This window comes from Candidatus Skiveiella danica, assembly GCF_022705245.1.
Taxonomy (GTDB): domain Bacteria; phylum Pseudomonadota; class Gammaproteobacteria; order Burkholderiales; family Burkholderiaceae_C; genus Skiveiella; species Skiveiella danica.
The window spans coordinates 39,064-52,778 of the sequence record NZ_JAKJEW010000004.1; the positions used below are offsets into that span (position 1 = coordinate 39,064).

Below are 13,715 nucleotides of genomic sequence, written 5' to 3' on the forward strand. Positions count from 1 at the left end.
GATGGGTCATTACATGCGGGGATTGAACCATCAATATTGCGCCTGATCAATTCGCGCGGCGGTAAGGGCCGCGGTCGCCCCCCTGGCCCTGCCGCACCTGCCCGATGGCGCGAGGGTGCTTTTCAGTCCGGCGCCGATGGGCGGCCGGTACGCACGCGTTCCCAGGCGTCCTCGATCCAGTCGCACAGGATGGAGCGCGTATCGCGCGGGTCGATGATGTCCAGGATGCCGAACTTCTCCGCCGTGCGAAACGGCGAGGTCATGTTCAGGTAGAAGGCTTCCAGCTCGGCGCGCTTGGCCGCCGGGTTGGGCGCGGCCTCGATCTCGGCCTTGTGCGCGGCCATCACGCCGCCCTCGATCGGGATCGAGCCCCAGCGCGCCGACGGCCAGGCGTAGCGCAGGTTCAGCGCCTCGCCGTACTTGGGCGCGTGCAGGGCGCCGGCCATGCCGAAGCAGCGCCGGATCAGGATCGACACCCAGGGCGAGCGGCATTCGTGCAGCGCGTGCGACACCCGCGTGGCGCCCAGCAGCGTGCCGCCGACCTCCGCCTCCAGCCCGGTCTGGTTGCCGGGCTGGTCCACGAAGTTGACCACCGGCAGGCCGAACAGGCTGCACAGGTTGACATGGCGCTCCATCTTGTAGGCCGCCTGGATCGTCATGGCGCCGCCCTGCACCTTGGGGTCGTTGGCGATCACGCCGACCGGCACGCCGTTGAGCCGCGCCAGCGCGGTGATGACCGAGCCGCCCTGCCAGCGTCCGATCTCGAAGACCGAGCCCTGGTCCATCACGCAGGACAGGATCTTGCGCGGGTCGTAGATCTTGCGGCGGTCACGCGGGATGGCGTCTTTCAGCCAGTCGTCGGCGCGGTCCGGGTCGTCAGTGGCCGGCATCACCGGGGCAGTGTGGAACACGCTGCGCGGCAGGTAGCTCAGGAAGCGCTGCACCTGCGCCAGCGCGTCGCGCTCGTCCACCGCCTCGTTGTGCACCAGTGCGCTCTTGCGGTGCACCAGGTGGCCGCCGAGTGCGTTCTTGTCGATGTCCTGCGCGTAGGCCTGGCGCACCACATGGGGCCCCGCCGCCATCACCTGCGCCTGCTCGCGCACCATCACCGAAAAGTGCGAGGACAGCACCTTGATCGCGCCCTGGCCGGCGCAGGCGCCCAGCGCCACGCCGACCACCGGCACGGTCTTGAGCAGTTCGTTGGCCGGCCAGCTCGGGTACTCGGGGATCTTGGTGCCGCCGATCTGCATCAGCAGCTTGACGCTCCCGCCGGCGGAATCGACCAGCCGGATGATCGGCAAACGCAGCTGGTGCGCCAGGCGCTCGATGTAGATCCACTTGTCGGCAATCGTCGCCTCCGACGAGCCCGCGCGGATGGTGAAGTCGTCCACATGCAGGGCCACCTTGCGCCCTTTGATGCGGCCCGTGCCGACGATGGCATTGGTCGGGTCGATGCGCTCGAACACGCCCTCGCGGCTGTAGTGGCCCTTGCCGGCCAGGCTGCCGAGTTCACGGAAGCTGTCGTCATCCAGAAGCGCGGCAATGCGCTCGCGCGCGTTGAGCCGGCCGCTGGCCTTGAATTTGGCCAGCGCTTCCGGGCCGCCCATGGCGCGGGCCTGGGCCCGGCGCAATTGCAGTTCCGCCAGTTCGGTGGCCCATTCGCCCGCAGGCTCGAAGGCGGGGGCGGTGCTCATTTGGCGTCCAGTCCGAGGTCGGCTACCAGCGCCTGAGTGGCCTTGAGCTCTTCCTGCAGGTAGCGGTGGGAATCGACATAACCCTTGAACATCGGCTTGTTGCCGGACTTTTCGACCAGCGCGATCCAGTCTTTCGACGCGGCCACCTGCCTGAGCGCCTGTTCCCAGAAGCGGATCTGCTCGGCGTCCACGCCCGGGGGCAGCAGCACGCCGTTGTAGCTCACGTAGTCGGCGGCGACACCCTGCTCGCGCCAGGTCAGCACGCCGGCCAGCGGTCCCGTACCGCGCTCCGCGGCTGCGCTGGCGATGATGCGCACCTTGCCGGCTTGCGCCATGGGCACGACGGTGGGGCCCGTGGCGGAGACGACATCCACATGGCCGCCGAGCAGCGCGCTCATCGAGTCGGCTGAGGAGCGGAACGGCACCACCGTCAGCTTCGTGATGTCGATGCCGGCCACCTTCAGCGGTTTGGCAATGGCCAGGTGCGTGTTCAGGCCCTTCAGTGGCGCGACGGCGATCTTGACCGAGCCCGGATCGCGCCGGAGCGCGGCGAGCAGGTCCTTGGCGGTCTTGAAGGGCGAGTCGGTGCGCACGGCCACAAGTGTGGTCTCTTCGACCAGCATGGCCACCGGCACGTATTCACGCATGTCGGCCTTCAGGATGCCGGTCACCTGTCCGGCCAGGCTACCGGTGTGGAAGGTGCCCAGGTTGTGGGCATTGCCGCGGCTGCGCTGCAGCTGCTGCAGCGCCAGCAGACCGCCGGCGCCGGGTTTGTTGTCGGCCACCACGGTCTGGCCGTTGACCAGGTTCAGCGTTTCCAACCCGGACTTGATGCCACGCGCGTACAGGTCCACCGAACCGCCGGCGGCGACCCCGATGACATAGTTGATCGTCTGCGTCGGCTTCCAGCCCGGCTGGGCCCAGACAGCGCTCGGCAGGGCCAGCGTGCTGCCCAGCACGGCCAACGACTGACGGCGGTTGAGAGGGGTGTTTTTCATCGGTTTCTCCTGCGGGATTCGGATTGGAATGGGGGCGGTCAATGCCCGACTGGCAGGCGCACGGCACCGGCGGCGGCCAGTTCGTCAATGCGTTCGGCGCCCAGCCCCAGTTCGTCGGTCAGAACGGTGCGGGTGTCGGCCCCGAGGTCGGGGCCGGTGTGGCGGATGCCACCCGGCGTGGCCGACAGGCGCGGTACCACGCCGGACTGCGTGGTGTGGCCCAGCACCGGATGCGGCACCTGGGGCAGCATGGCCCGGGAGCGGAAGTGCGGGTCGGCATAGATGTCGGCGATGGTGTAGACGCGGGTGGTCGGCACCTCGCCCTCGCGCAGCAATTCCTCCAGCGGCGCGGCATCAAAGCCGCGCGTCCACTCGGCGATGAGGGCGTCGATGGCTTTCATGTGCTCCGGCTTGCCGCGCGCCTGGATGGTCTCGAAGCGCGGGTCGGTCAGCAATTCGGGCTGCTGCATCACGGCCACCAGGCGGCGCCAGGTGGGCTGGCTGTTGGCCGCGATCAGCACCCATCCGCCGTCGCGCGTGGGGTAGGAGCTGTTGGGCGCCATGGACGGCAGGTTCGCGCCTTCGCGCATCGGCACCTGCCCCAGCTTCTCGTAAGCGGGCACGACCGGCTCCATCTGGGTGAAGGCGGCCTCGTACAGCGCCACGTCCACCACCTGGCCTTTGCCCGTCTTCGTGCGGGCGTGGATGGCGGTGACCGCACCGAAGGCGGCGTAGACCGACGACAGGTAGTCGGTGGTGGCCAGCGCCACGCGTGCCGGGGGGCGGTCGGGGTCGCCGGTCATGTGGCGCACGCCGCCCACGGCCTCGCAGATCGCGCCATAGCCGGGGCGCTCGGCGTAGGGGCCGCTCTGGCCGTAGCCGCTGATGCGCACCATCACCAGGCCGGGGTTGCGGGCTGCGAGCGCCTCATAGCCCAGGCCCAGGCGTTCCATCACGCCGGGGCGGTTGTTTTCCACCAGGATGTCGGCGCGCTCGATCAGCTCGGCGGCCAGTTCGCGGCCCTGCGGCGTCTTGAGGTCGAGCGCGATGGAGCGCTTGTTGCGCAGGATGGAGGCCGCGTACAGCGACACGTCGCCCACATGCCGGCCCATCTGGCGCACCGGGTCGCCCTCCGGGGGTTCGATCTTGATCACGTCGGCACCGAAATCGGCGAGAAGCCGCGTACAGGCGGGCCCGGCGATCGTGGTGCAGATCTCGATGACCTTCAGCCCGGCCAGCGGGCCGGTGCCGGCCGTGGCGGCAGTTGCGGGATGGTCGCTCATGGGCCTTCTCCTGGGGGTGTTGGTGTTTCAAGCTGCCGGATGGCCTCTTCGCCGGATTCGTCGATGCGCTGGCGTGTCAGGGCCACGGTGCGTTCGACATCGCCCTGCGCCAGGGCGACGGTGGCCTCGCGCCACAGGCGGGCCGACTGCTGGCGGCGCGCCACCGTGGCCAGGCCCAGCTTGCTGTAGCGCAGCGTCTGCAGCGACAGCGCGGTCAGCATGCGCTGCAGCCGCTGGTTGCCGCACTGGCGCGCGCACAGGATCAGCAGGCGGTAGGTCGTCTCGGCGTAGTCATGGCCAGCATCCGGGATCTCGGCCAGGGTTTCGAGTCGCGCCACACCGGCCTCCAGCATGGCCAGCAACTCGGCGTTGGGCTGTGCGGCAATCTTGCGCACCACCATCTCGAACAGGCCGGCGCGAATCTCCAGCAGCTCGCGCAACTCGTCGGCGCTGAGTTCGGTGACGATGGCGCCGCGCCGGGGCAGCAGCGTGGCCAGCCCCTCGCGCTCCAGGATGCGCAGTGCGTCGCGGATCGGGCCGCGGCTGACGCTGAATTCATCGGCCAGTTCCTGCTCGCCGATGCGCGCGCCCGGCGCCATGGCCCCCGAAAGGATACGGTCGCCGACACGCGCGGCGATCTGCTCGGAGACGGTCAGCGTCGGATCGGTCTGGTCGGCAAACAGCCGAAAGGCCACGGCGCCTTCCCAGGGGCTGAACAGGTCGGGCGGAAGATCACCGGGGTTCATGGCCGCCTCAGTCGAGATGGATGACGACCTGGTCGTCGGCCACCGGCTCGCCCTCGGCCACAAAAATCTCGGTGACCACGCCCGAGGCCGGCGCGCTGATGGGAATTTCCATCTTCATGGACTCGACGATCACCAGCGTGTCGCCCTCGACCACGGCCTGGCCGACGGCCACTTCCACCTTCCAGACGCTGCCGGTGATTTCGGATCGAACTTTATGCATGACGGCTCCAAGAAATTGTCAATCATGAGATTGTTAACAATTTGACGGCCGTTTGGAACTAAGGAAAACGAGCATAGATCGACGAAAAATGAGCAAGGCCCGGCCGAGCTGCCCTGCAAGACTTTAAAATTGATAGCTGCTAATGACCATTCCACGCCGGGAAGTCGCCAATTTGCGCCGAAAACTGGCTGGGAGCCCCTTTTTCTGGCAGCCAGGCCGGCCTGCCGGGCTCAACCAGCCCCGAAGAGGGCTGGCTGGCGGGCGCTCAGTCCGCCACGGGCGTGCGGCCCAGCACCTCGCCCTCGTAGGCGTGCAGCGACGGCAGGCCGCCGGTGTGCAGGAACAGCACGCGCTCACCCGGCTTGAAGTAACCCTGGCGCGCCAGCCCGATCAGGCCGGCCATGATCTTGCCGGTGTAGACCGGGTCCAGCGGAATCGCCTCGGTGCGGGCCAGCAGCTGCACCGCCTCGACCATCTTCGCGTTCGGCACCGAGTATTTGGGCTGCCAGTAGCCACCGACGCAGGTCACGTGCTCGGGCTTCAAAGTCAGGCCCAGGCCCAGCAGGTCGGCCACCGCCTGCGCCTCTTTCAGCACCAGCGGCTGTTGGTCGGCGGGGTCGCGGCTGACGCCGATCCCCACGATGGGAATGTGGATGTGGTTGCCCAGGAAGCCGGCCACCAGCCCGCCGTGGGTGCCGGAGCTGCCGGAGCCCACCACCAGGCGGTCGATTTGTACGCCCTGCTCGAACAGCTGCTGTTGCAGCTCCTGCGCGCAGGCCACGTAGCCCAGGCCGCCGATCGCATTGGAGCCACCGCCGGCAATGATGTAGCCCTTGCGGCCCTGGCTGGCCAATTCGTCGGCCACCAGCTGCATCGCTGCCGCCATGTTGGAGCCGCCGGGCACCACGGTGATGGCCTCCACGCCCAGCAACCGGAACATGAAGTGGTTGCCGCTGGCATCCTCGTGGAAGCTGCCGGGCACGCGCTCCTCGATCACGAAGCGGCATTTGAGCCCTTCCTTGACGGCCGCGGCCAGCGTGATGCGGCAATGGTTGGACTGGGGGGCGCCACAGGTGATGAGGGTGTCCGCACCCTGGGCCAGCGCGTCGGCCACCAGGAACTCCAGCTTGCGCGTCTTGTTGCCGCCGGGGAACAGCCCCAGCATGTCGTCGCGCTTGATCCAGACCTCGGGGCCCTGCCCATCGGGGCAAGTGGCGGCCAGCGCGGCGGAAAAGCGCGGCAGGGGCTCCAGCGGGGTGACAAACGGCGTGTAGCGGCGGCGGGGAAAGCGTGAAAGGTCCATGGCGGCGGATTCAGTTCTTCAGCTTGCCGTCGCGCGTGACCATGGCGAGTTCGACGAACTTGCTGCCGTGGTTTTGTCCCGGACCGTAGTTCACCGTGAAACCGCCCAGGTCGTAGCGGCCCAGGCTCTGCATGGAGGCGACCAGCGAACGCGCATCGGCCTTCTTGCTGCGGCGCATGGCCTCGGTCAGCACCTTGGCGCCGATGCAGGCTTCCAGGTGGGTGCTGTTCATCGCCTGGGCCATGCCGGCCTCCTGCATCGCCTTGGCGCATTCGGCCACGACCGGCAGCCGTGCTGTGGGGTTGGGCACCACCTGAGTGATCGATACGCCGGCGGCGGCCTCGCCCGCGGCCGTGATGTACTGCTGGGCGCCGACGAACGACAGGCTGGAGGTCGGCACGAACGCGCCGCGCGCGGCGATCTGCTTCGAGATGTCGGCCGCCGGCCCGGACAGCACCGTGCTGATGATCACATCGGGCTTGAGCGCCATCAACTGGGCGATGTTGTTTGCATCGAGCTTGGCATTGCGCTGGATCGAAAATGCGGCCGGCGTCTTGCCTTGCTTCTTGAGGTAGTCGACCACCACGGCCAGGTTCTGCTTGCCGACCTCGTCGTCGTAGTGGACGACGACCACCTGCTTGGCACCGACACCGGTCCAGAACGCCAGCATCTTCTCCAGCTCGTCGGCATAGGAGGCACGCACCGTGAACACCACCGGGGGCGCCTGGCGCACCGGGTTGGCGCCAGAGAACGGCGCAAAGAACAGCACGCCGGCCTTGTCAGCCTGCGGCATCGCATCCAGGCTCAGGGTGGCCGAGGCATAGCCGAACAGTGCGACGGCACCGTTGGCGGTCAGCAGCTTCTGGGTGTTGGCGCCCGCCGTTTTGCGGTCGTTGGCGTCGTCCAGCGTCACCAGCTCGATCGGCTTGCCGCCAACCCCGCCGCGGGCATTGACCGACTTGAACCAGGCCAGGGCACCGTCACGGATGTCCTTGCCGAAGGCGGCGTTGCTGCCGGTCAGCGGCGCGGACTGGCCGACGATCCAGGCATCCTGGGCCTGCGCCAGGGGCGCACCCGCCAGGCCCGCCAGAATGCCCACCCATTTCAAGAATTTCGTTTTCATCCCGTGCTCCGATTTTTGACCCGCCATCGTGACGGACTGTAACCGGCCGGTCAAGCAGGGTTACACCCGTCTGCCGGGCGGTTGGGTGTCGGCGATGGACGGGCGGGCCAGAACACCGTGTCACCTGCGCGGCCGCGCCCGATTGCCGACCGGCTGGGTTTTGGGTACGGTGGCACCATGAGCACCACCATCCTCCAGATCCGCAAGGACCACCTGCCCACCACGCGCTGGCATGAACGCGCGGACGAACCCCTGGCCCCCGGCCAGGTTCGCGTGCGCATCGACCGCTTCGCGCTGACCTCCAACAACATCACCTACGCCGCGTTCGGCGAGGCGATGAACTATTGGCGCTTCTACCCGACCGGCGAGGAGGGGTGGGGCGTCATCCCGGTCTGGGGCTTTGCGACCGTGGTCGAGTCCACGCATCCCGAGGTGCCGGTCGGTGAACGGGTCTACGGCTATCTCCCGATGGCGTCGCACACCGTGCTGACGCCGGTGCGCGTGAGTGCAGGGGGCTGGGCCGACGGCGCACCGCACCGCGCCGAACTGCACCCGGTCTACAACCAGCTCACGCGCTGCGCGACCGACCCGTTCTACACGCCGGACACCGAGGACGTGCAGGCGCTGCTGCGACCGCTGTTCATCACCTCCTGGCTGATCGATGATTTCCTGGCCGACAACGATTTCTTCGGTGCCCGCGTCATGCTGCTGTCCAGCGCGTCGAGCAAGACCGCCTACGGCACCGCCTTCCAGCTGGCGCAGCGCGAGGGCATCGAGGTGGTCGGGCTGACCTCGCCGGGCAACGTGGCGTTCTGTGAAAGCCTGGGCTGCTACGACCGCGTGCTGACCTACGACCAGCTCGACGCCATCGATGCCGAAGCGGCCTGCGTGTATGTGGACTTTGCCGGCAACAGCGACCTGCGCCGCGCCATTCACACCCGGTTCGTGAACCTGAAGCACAGCAGTTCCATCGGCGGCACGCACGTCGAGCACCTGGGCGCCGCGAAAGACCTGCCTGGCCCGCGCGCCACGCTGTTCTTTGCACCGGCCCAGATCAAGAAACGGGCGGCCGAATGGGGCCCGGCAGGGCTGAACCAGCGCCTGGTCGCGGCCTGGCAAGCTTTTTCAAAGGCGGTGGCGCAGCCCGGCACGCCCTGGCTTGTGACGCAGACCCACCATGGACGCGCGGCCGTGGAGGCCGCCTATGGCCAGGTGCTGTCGGGCCGTGGCGACCCGCGCCTGGGACACATGCTGCAGGTCTAGGCCGTCGAACAGCCTGACCTGCGAGTGCGGCCCGTGGGTCAGATGCCTTTGTAGCAAATCCGTTCGTAGGTGATCGTGCCGTCCGGCTGCTTGACTGCCATGGTGTAGCACTTCAGACCCTTGCCAACGCTCTGGGCGCCTTCGCGGGCCATGGCCGTGGCGGGTGCCAGCGCGCCGACGACGGTGATGAGGGTGGTGGCCAGCAGGGCGCGGGAGGTGAGGGACTTGAACATGGCAGGGCTCCTTGAAAGTATGAAAGGGATCGAACGTCGCCACCGCAAGCGGCAGGTGACGACTTCTTCGTTGCAGGAGCCATGCCAGGCAAAAAGTTCAATCAAATCAACGGGTTGTGTTTTTCTTGGGGCTCTGGCCACGGGGCATTCGGGGCTTCTGCCGCAACGGGTGGGGGATTTCGCCCACATGGCGCAGGAGCCCGGGCTGAAAGCCTTTTCAGCTGTCGCCTCGGGTGGCCCCGGCCACGCACCGGGTCGGCCTTGACTGCGATACTTGCATGATGACCTCGCCTCTGCCCCTGCTTCCTCCCGATATCACTGTCTTCGAGCGCGGCTGGCTCTCGTCGAACAACATCCTGATCCGCGGCGCGCAGTCCACGGCGCTGATCGACAGCGGCTATGCCACGCACGCGGCGCAGACTGTCGCGCTGGTTCGCGCGGCGCTAGGCGACCGGCCGCTCGACCTGCTGGTCAACACCCACCTGCACAGCGACCATTGCGGCGGCAACGCGGCGCTGCAGGCCGCCTGGCCGGCCGTGCGGACTTCGATTCCACCGGGCCTCGCCGAACACGTGCGTAACTGGGACCCGGTGGCGCTCACCTACGCGCCCACCGGACAGAGCTGCCCGCCGTTTCGCTACGAGGCGCTGTTGCAGCCCGGCAGCGGCATCCGGCTCGGCGACCGTCAGTGGCAGATCCACGCAGCCCCTGGGCACGACACCCATTCGGTGATCCTGTTCGAGGCTGCCGAGCGCATCCTGGTCTCGGCCGACGCGCTGTGGGAGCGCGGCTTCGGCGTGGTGTTCCCCGAGCTCGAAGGCGACGACGCGTTCGACGAACTGGGCGAGACGCTCGACCTGATCGAATCGCTGGCCCCCGCCACCGTGATCCCGGGGCACGGCGCGGTCTTCACCGAGGTGGACAAAGCCATCGCCATTGCGCGCGAGCGCCTGAACGGCTTTCTGGCGAACCCGGCCAAGCACACCCGGCACGCGGCCAAGGTGCTGCTGAAGTTCAAGCTTCTGGAGGTGCAGAGCCTACCGTATGCCGCCTTCATTGCCTGGGTGCAGGCCACACCGTACTTCCGCATGATGTTTGATCGGCATCTTTCCGGGCCGGATTTTGGGCAGTGGATCGACGAGCTGGTTGCCGAACTGGTACGCAGCGGCGCGGCGATCCGCGAGGGGTTGGTGATCCGCAACGCGGGGTGAGAGCTTGCGCACCCCATGACAAGGGCGCCCGCCAGCGCCATCGTCATGGCGTTGCAGCGTTTTTCAGATCAAAGCAGCCTGATCCCGGCGCCGTTTGGCCATGAGAAGCTATGAATTCAGGACTGACCGACGAACCGCAGGGCGCCTCATGCCGGGCCTTGACCTGCAATCGTGACGCATGCTGCCGCGGCGTCCGGCGGTCAGCGCCTGCCAGGCCTCATTGACCGGCTTTCGAATACATCTCGATCTGGCATTGCATGGATCCATGGCCGTACTTGGCGCAATCGGATGGGCCGGCGACAGGAGGGGTTGACGCACACGCCGCGAGGGTGAGCAGCAGGGCGGCGCTGAGCAGTCTGATCATGTTCGCTCCTTCCGTGCCGTAGAAGCCGGCGACGAACCGGCAGGGGTTCGACTTGATTCTAAGTCTGCAATTCCAGCCATTCGTCAGGAATGGCTTCCCAAGGCGGGCGTGAAGCGGCCTGACGGAAACCATGACAGCAGCGGTGCGGTCGCCGCGTGCGGACGGCGACCGAACCCATGGCAAACCGCGCAGGCGACCGGCCGGCGCGGGGTGAGCCGCGCCCTCAGGCCCCCGCCTTCACCTTCAACCGCCACGCATGCAGCAGCGGCTCGGTGTAGCCGCTGGGCTGGGCCAGGCCCTTGAAGACCAGGTCGCTGGCGGCCTGGAAGGCGGCGCCGTCGGGGTTGGCGGCCATCGGCTTGTAGAGCGCATCGCTGGCGTTCTGCTTGTCCACCACCTTGGCCATGCGCTTGAGCGTGGACTTCACCTGCGCCTTGGTCACCACGCCGTGCTGGATCCAGTTGGCCATGTGCTGGCTGCTGATGCGCAGCGTCGCGCGGTCTTCCATCAGGCCCACGTTGTGGATGTCGGGCACCTTGGAGCAGCCCACGCCCTGGTCCACCCAGCGCACCACATAGCCCAGGATGCCCTGGGCGTTGTTGTCCAGCTCCTGCTGCTTTTCGGCGTCCGTCCACTTCGGCGTCTTGACCACGGGGATGGTCAGCAGGCCGGTCAGGATGGCGTCGCGCTCGGCGTCCACGTCGGTCTTTTCCAGCTCCTTCTGCACCTTGAACACGTCCACCTGGTGGTAGTGCAGCGCGTGCAGCGTGGCGGCGGTGGGGCTGGGCACCCAGGCGGTGTTGGCGCCGGCCTTGGGGTGGCCGATCTTGATCTTCAGCATGTCGGCCATCAGGTCGGGCATGGCCCACATGCCCTTGCCGATCTGGGCCTTGCCGCGCAGGCCGCATTCCAGGCCCACCAGCACGTTGCTCTTCTCATAGGCCTGGATCCAGGCGCTGGACTTCATGTCGCCTTTGCGCATCATCGGCCCTGCGTGCATGGCAGTGTGCATCTCGTCGCCGGTGCGGTCCAGGAAGCCAGTGTTGATAAAGGCCACGCGGCTCTTCGCGGCGGCGATGCAGGCCTTCAGGTTGACGCTGGTGCGGCGCTCCTCGTCCATGATGCCGAGCTTGACGGTGCTGTCGGGCAGGCCCAGCACCTGCTCCACGCGGCTGAACAGCTCGCAGGCAAAGGCCACCTCGGCCGGACCGTGCATCTTGGGCTTGACGATGTAGACGCTGCCCCGGCGGGTGTTGCGGATGCCGTTGATCCCATGGCCCTGCAGGTCGTGCAGTGCGATGGTGGTGGTGATCACCGCGTCCAGGATGCCTTCAGGGATCTCGCGCACGGTGCCCTGGGCGTCGGTCCAGAGGATGGCCGGGTTGGTCATCAGGTGGCCCACATTGCGCACGAACAGCAGCGAGCGGCCGTGCAGGGCCACGTCCTCGCCGCGCGGGCCGGTGTACTGGCGGTCGGGGTTCAGGCCGCGCTTGAAGGTCTTGCCGCCCTTGCTGACGTCTTCGGTCAGCGTGCCTTTCAGGATGCCCAGCCAGTTGCCGTAGGCCAGCACCTTGTCGGCCGCATCGACCACGGCCACGGAGTCTTCCAGGTCCAGGATGGTGGACAGGGCCGACTCCAGCACCAGGTCGGCGACGCCGGCCGGATCGGTCTTGCCGATGGGGTGCGTCTTGTTGATGATGATGTCCATGTGCAGGCCGTGGTGCGACAGCAGCACCGACGACGGCGCGCCCATCTCGCCCTGGAAGCCGACGAACTGGGCCGGGTTCTTCAGGCCCACCATCTGGCCGTTTTTCAGGGTGACGGCCAGCTGGTTGTCCACCACCGCGTAACCGGTGGAGTCAAGGTGCGAGCCCTTCTTCAGCGGCACGCAACGGTCCAGCACATGGCGCGCGTATTCGATGACCTTGGCGCCGCGCTTTTCGTTGTAGCCGGGGCCTTTCTCGCAGCCGTCGGCCTCGGAGATGGCGTCGGTGCCGTACAGGGCGTCATACAGGCTGCCCCAGCGGGCGTTGGCCGCGTTCAGTGCGTAGCGGGCGTTGGTGATCGGCACCACCAGCTGCGGCCCGGCCTGCAGGGCCAGCTCGGCATCGACGTTCTTGGTGGTGGCCTTGACCTTCTCGGGCACCGGCACCAGGTAGCCGATCTTCTCCAGGAACTTGCGAAAGGCCTTCATGCCGCGGGTGCCGGCGATCGGGCCGGGGTTGGCCTTGTGCCAGGCGTCCAGTTCGGTCTGCAGGCGGTCTCGCTCCGCGAGCAGGGCGATGTTCTTCGGGGCCAGGTCGGCCACGATGGCGTCGAAGCCTTTCCAGAAGGCGGCGCTGTCGACGCCGGTGCCGGGCAGGACCTGGGTTTCGATGAACTGGTGCAGCTCGGTGGCGACTTGCAGGCGGTGCGCGGGGGTGCGTTCGGTCATGGTGTGAAACCTCGAGAAGAATGGAAAGAAAAGGTCTGACGGGCCGTCAGGCCGGGAAAAAATCAAGCACGGCGCCCAGCGTGGAGGCCGTTCGTGTGGGCTGGGTGCCAAGCTCCTCGAACGGCAGGCCGGCGCGGTTGACCCACAGCGTGGTGTAGCCGTACCAGGCGGCGCCCAGCGCATCCCAGCTGTTGCAGCTGACGAAGACGATTTTCTCAGGGGGCGCGCCGATGGCATGCACGCCGAGCGCGTAGGCCTCGGGATGGGTCTTGTAGTGGCGCACCCGGTCCACGCTGATGACGTGGTCGAGCAGGTCCGCCAGCCCCGCGTTGCGCACCACGGCGCCCAGCATCTCGGGGTCGCCATTGCTCAGGATGCCGGTGGGAATGCCGCGCGCCTTCAGGGCCGTCAGCACCTCGCGTGCATCGCCGAAGGCGTCCAACTTGCGGTATTGGGCCATCAACCGGTCAACATTCGAATCCATTTCAGCCTTCCCCAGCGTCGCTGGGTCATTTCCTGCTATCTTTTTGATGGCATAGACCAATGCGGCCCGCGTCAGTTCGCCGAAGGGCCGATAGAAGGGCGGGCTGATGTCGGGCGTGCCCAGTTGGCCGTAGCGCCGGCTCGTGGTCACCAGTCGTGTGTATTCGATCTGCTTGTCGCGCCAGAGCAGGCTCAGCGCCTGCCCTCGGCCGGGAAAAAGCTGTTCGGCCAGTTGCGCCACGCTGTACACATCGAACAAGGTGCCGTAGGCGTCGAACAGCACGGCGCGCGGTGCCGGTGCGTCGTGACGGGGCGCATGGGGTTTGTCCATGCCCGCACTGTATTCGAAACCTCGTTGCC

General features: G+C 67.3%; 13 protein-coding genes. 2 read left to right on the forward strand and 11 right to left on the reverse strand.

What is annotated here, in order from left to right; genetic code table 11:
* Positions 1-122 precede the first annotated feature (122 nt).
* The 7 genes from ACMUOY_RS03380 to ACMUOY_RS03410 all read right to left on the reverse strand — a co-directional run bounded on the left by ACMUOY_RS03380 (position 123) and on the right by ACMUOY_RS03410 (position 7,367).
* Positions 123-1,694 (reverse strand): acyl-CoA carboxylase subunit beta, encoded by a 1,572-nt coding sequence (locus ACMUOY_RS03380; protein WP_413891093.1) that lies wholly within the window; start codon positions 1,692-1,694, stop codon positions 123-125.
* Positions 1,691-2,692, reverse strand: a complete 1,002-nt coding sequence (locus ACMUOY_RS03385; protein WP_413891095.1) for a Bug family tripartite tricarboxylate transporter substrate binding protein — start codon at positions 2,690-2,692, stop codon at positions 1,691-1,693. Before ACMUOY_RS03385 ends, ACMUOY_RS03380 begins: the two co-directional genes overlap by 4 nt.
* Positions 2,693-2,730: 38 nt before the next feature.
* Positions 2,731-3,975 (reverse strand): CaiB/BaiF CoA transferase family protein, encoded by a 1,245-nt coding sequence (locus tag ACMUOY_RS03390; protein ID WP_413891097.1) that lies wholly within the window; start codon positions 3,973-3,975, stop codon positions 2,731-2,733.
* Entirely contained in the window at positions 3,972-4,721 is a 750-nt protein-coding gene (locus ACMUOY_RS03395) for a GntR family transcriptional regulator (RefSeq protein WP_413891099.1), read from the reverse strand. The genes ACMUOY_RS03390 and ACMUOY_RS03395 overlap by 4 nt, the downstream gene beginning before the upstream one ends.
* A 7-nt stretch (positions 4,722-4,728) precedes the next feature.
* A complete protein-coding gene (locus ACMUOY_RS03400) occupies positions 4,729-4,941 on the reverse strand; it encodes an acetyl-CoA carboxylase biotin carboxyl carrier protein subunit (RefSeq protein ID WP_413891101.1) in 213 nt (70 codons plus the stop codon).
* Between the two features lie 265 nt (positions 4,942-5,206).
* Entirely contained in the window at positions 5,207-6,244 is a 1,038-nt protein-coding gene (locus ACMUOY_RS03405) for a D-cysteine desulfhydrase family protein (RefSeq protein WP_413891103.1), read from the reverse strand.
* A 10-nt stretch (positions 6,245-6,254) separates the two neighbouring features.
* The gene (locus tag ACMUOY_RS03410) at positions 6,255-7,367 is read right to left on the reverse strand and encodes an ABC transporter substrate-binding protein (RefSeq protein ID WP_413891105.1); all 1,113 of its coding nucleotides are present in this window, start codon (positions 7,365-7,367) and stop codon (positions 6,255-6,257) included.
* Between the two features lie 177 nt (positions 7,368-7,544).
* Here ACMUOY_RS03410 and ACMUOY_RS03415 point away from each other — a divergent pair, with 177 nt between their 5' ends.
* Complete coding sequence (locus ACMUOY_RS03415; RefSeq protein WP_413891107.1) at positions 7,545-8,630, forward strand: DUF2855 family protein; 1,086 nt, start codon at positions 7,545-7,547, stop codon at positions 8,628-8,630.
* Between the two features lie 38 nt (positions 8,631-8,668).
* Here the strand turns inward: ACMUOY_RS03415 and ACMUOY_RS03420 are convergent, their stop codons facing one another.
* Positions 8,669-8,863, reverse strand: a complete 195-nt coding sequence (locus tag ACMUOY_RS03420; RefSeq protein WP_413891109.1) for a hypothetical protein — start codon at positions 8,861-8,863, stop codon at positions 8,669-8,671.
* Between the two features lie 278 nt (positions 8,864-9,141).
* Here ACMUOY_RS03420 and ACMUOY_RS03425 point away from each other — a divergent pair, with 278 nt between their 5' ends.
* On the forward strand, positions 9,142-10,074 hold the full coding sequence (locus ACMUOY_RS03425; protein ID WP_413891111.1) for an MBL fold metallo-hydrolase: 933 nt from the start codon (positions 9,142-9,144) through the stop codon (positions 10,072-10,074).
* A gap of 217 nt (positions 10,075-10,291) precedes the next feature.
* Here ACMUOY_RS03425 and ACMUOY_RS03430 read toward each other — a convergent pair whose 3' ends face one another.
* The 3 genes from ACMUOY_RS03430 to ACMUOY_RS03440 all read right to left on the reverse strand — a co-directional run bounded on the left by ACMUOY_RS03430 (position 10,292) and on the right by ACMUOY_RS03440 (position 13,686).
* On the reverse strand, positions 10,292-10,438 hold the full coding sequence (locus tag ACMUOY_RS03430) for a hypothetical protein (RefSeq protein WP_413891113.1): 147 nt from the start codon (positions 10,436-10,438) through the stop codon (positions 10,292-10,294).
* Between the two features lie 223 nt (positions 10,439-10,661).
* On the reverse strand, positions 10,662-12,872 hold the full coding sequence (locus ACMUOY_RS03435) for a malate synthase G (protein WP_413891115.1): 2,211 nt from the start codon (positions 12,870-12,872) through the stop codon (positions 10,662-10,664).
* Between the two features lie 46 nt (positions 12,873-12,918).
* Positions 12,919-13,686: an HAD family hydrolase gene (locus ACMUOY_RS03440; protein ID WP_413891117.1), complete on the reverse strand. Its 768-nt coding sequence runs from the start codon at positions 13,684-13,686 to the stop codon at positions 12,919-12,921.
* Positions 13,687-13,715: the final 29 nt, after the last annotated feature.

Coding starts and splice junctions, on each gene's coding strand:
- ACMUOY_RS03380 (WP_413891093.1), bottom strand. CDS start 1,694: ATGAGCACCGCCCCCGCCTTCGAGCCTGCGGGCGAATGGGCCACCGAA.
- ACMUOY_RS03385 (WP_413891095.1), bottom strand. CDS start 2,692: ATGAAAAACACCCCTCTCAACCGCCGTCAGTCGTTGGCCGTGCTGGGC.
- ACMUOY_RS03390 (WP_413891097.1), bottom strand. CDS start 3,975: ATGAGCGACCATCCCGCAACTGCCGCCACGGCCGGCACCGGCCCGCTG.
- ACMUOY_RS03395 (WP_413891099.1), bottom strand. CDS start 4,721: ATGAACCCCGGTGATCTTCCGCCCGACCTGTTCAGCCCCTGGGAAGGC.
- ACMUOY_RS03400 (WP_413891101.1), bottom strand. CDS start 4,941: ATGCATAAAGTTCGATCCGAAATCACCGGCAGCGTCTGGAAGGTGGAA.
- ACMUOY_RS03405 (WP_413891103.1), bottom strand. CDS start 6,244: ATGGACCTTTCACGCTTTCCCCGCCGCCGCTACACGCCGTTTGTCACC.
- ACMUOY_RS03410 (WP_413891105.1), bottom strand. CDS start 7,367: ATGAAAACGAAATTCTTGAAATGGGTGGGCATTCTGGCGGGCCTGGCG.
- ACMUOY_RS03415 (WP_413891107.1), top strand. CDS start 7,545: ATGAGCACCACCATCCTCCAGATCCGCAAGGACCACCTGCCCACCACG.
- ACMUOY_RS03420 (WP_413891109.1), bottom strand. CDS start 8,863: ATGTTCAAGTCCCTCACCTCCCGCGCCCTGCTGGCCACCACCCTCATC.
- ACMUOY_RS03425 (WP_413891111.1), top strand. CDS start 9,142: ATGATGACCTCGCCTCTGCCCCTGCTTCCTCCCGATATCACTGTCTTC.
- ACMUOY_RS03430 (WP_413891113.1), bottom strand. CDS start 10,438: ATGATCAGACTGCTCAGCGCCGCCCTGCTGCTCACCCTCGCGGCGTGT.
- ACMUOY_RS03435 (WP_413891115.1), bottom strand. CDS start 12,872: ATGACCGAACGCACCCCCGCGCACCGCCTGCAAGTCGCCACCGAGCTG.
- ACMUOY_RS03440 (WP_413891117.1), bottom strand. CDS start 13,686: ATGGACAAACCCCATGCGCCCCGTCACGACGCACCGGCACCGCGCGCC.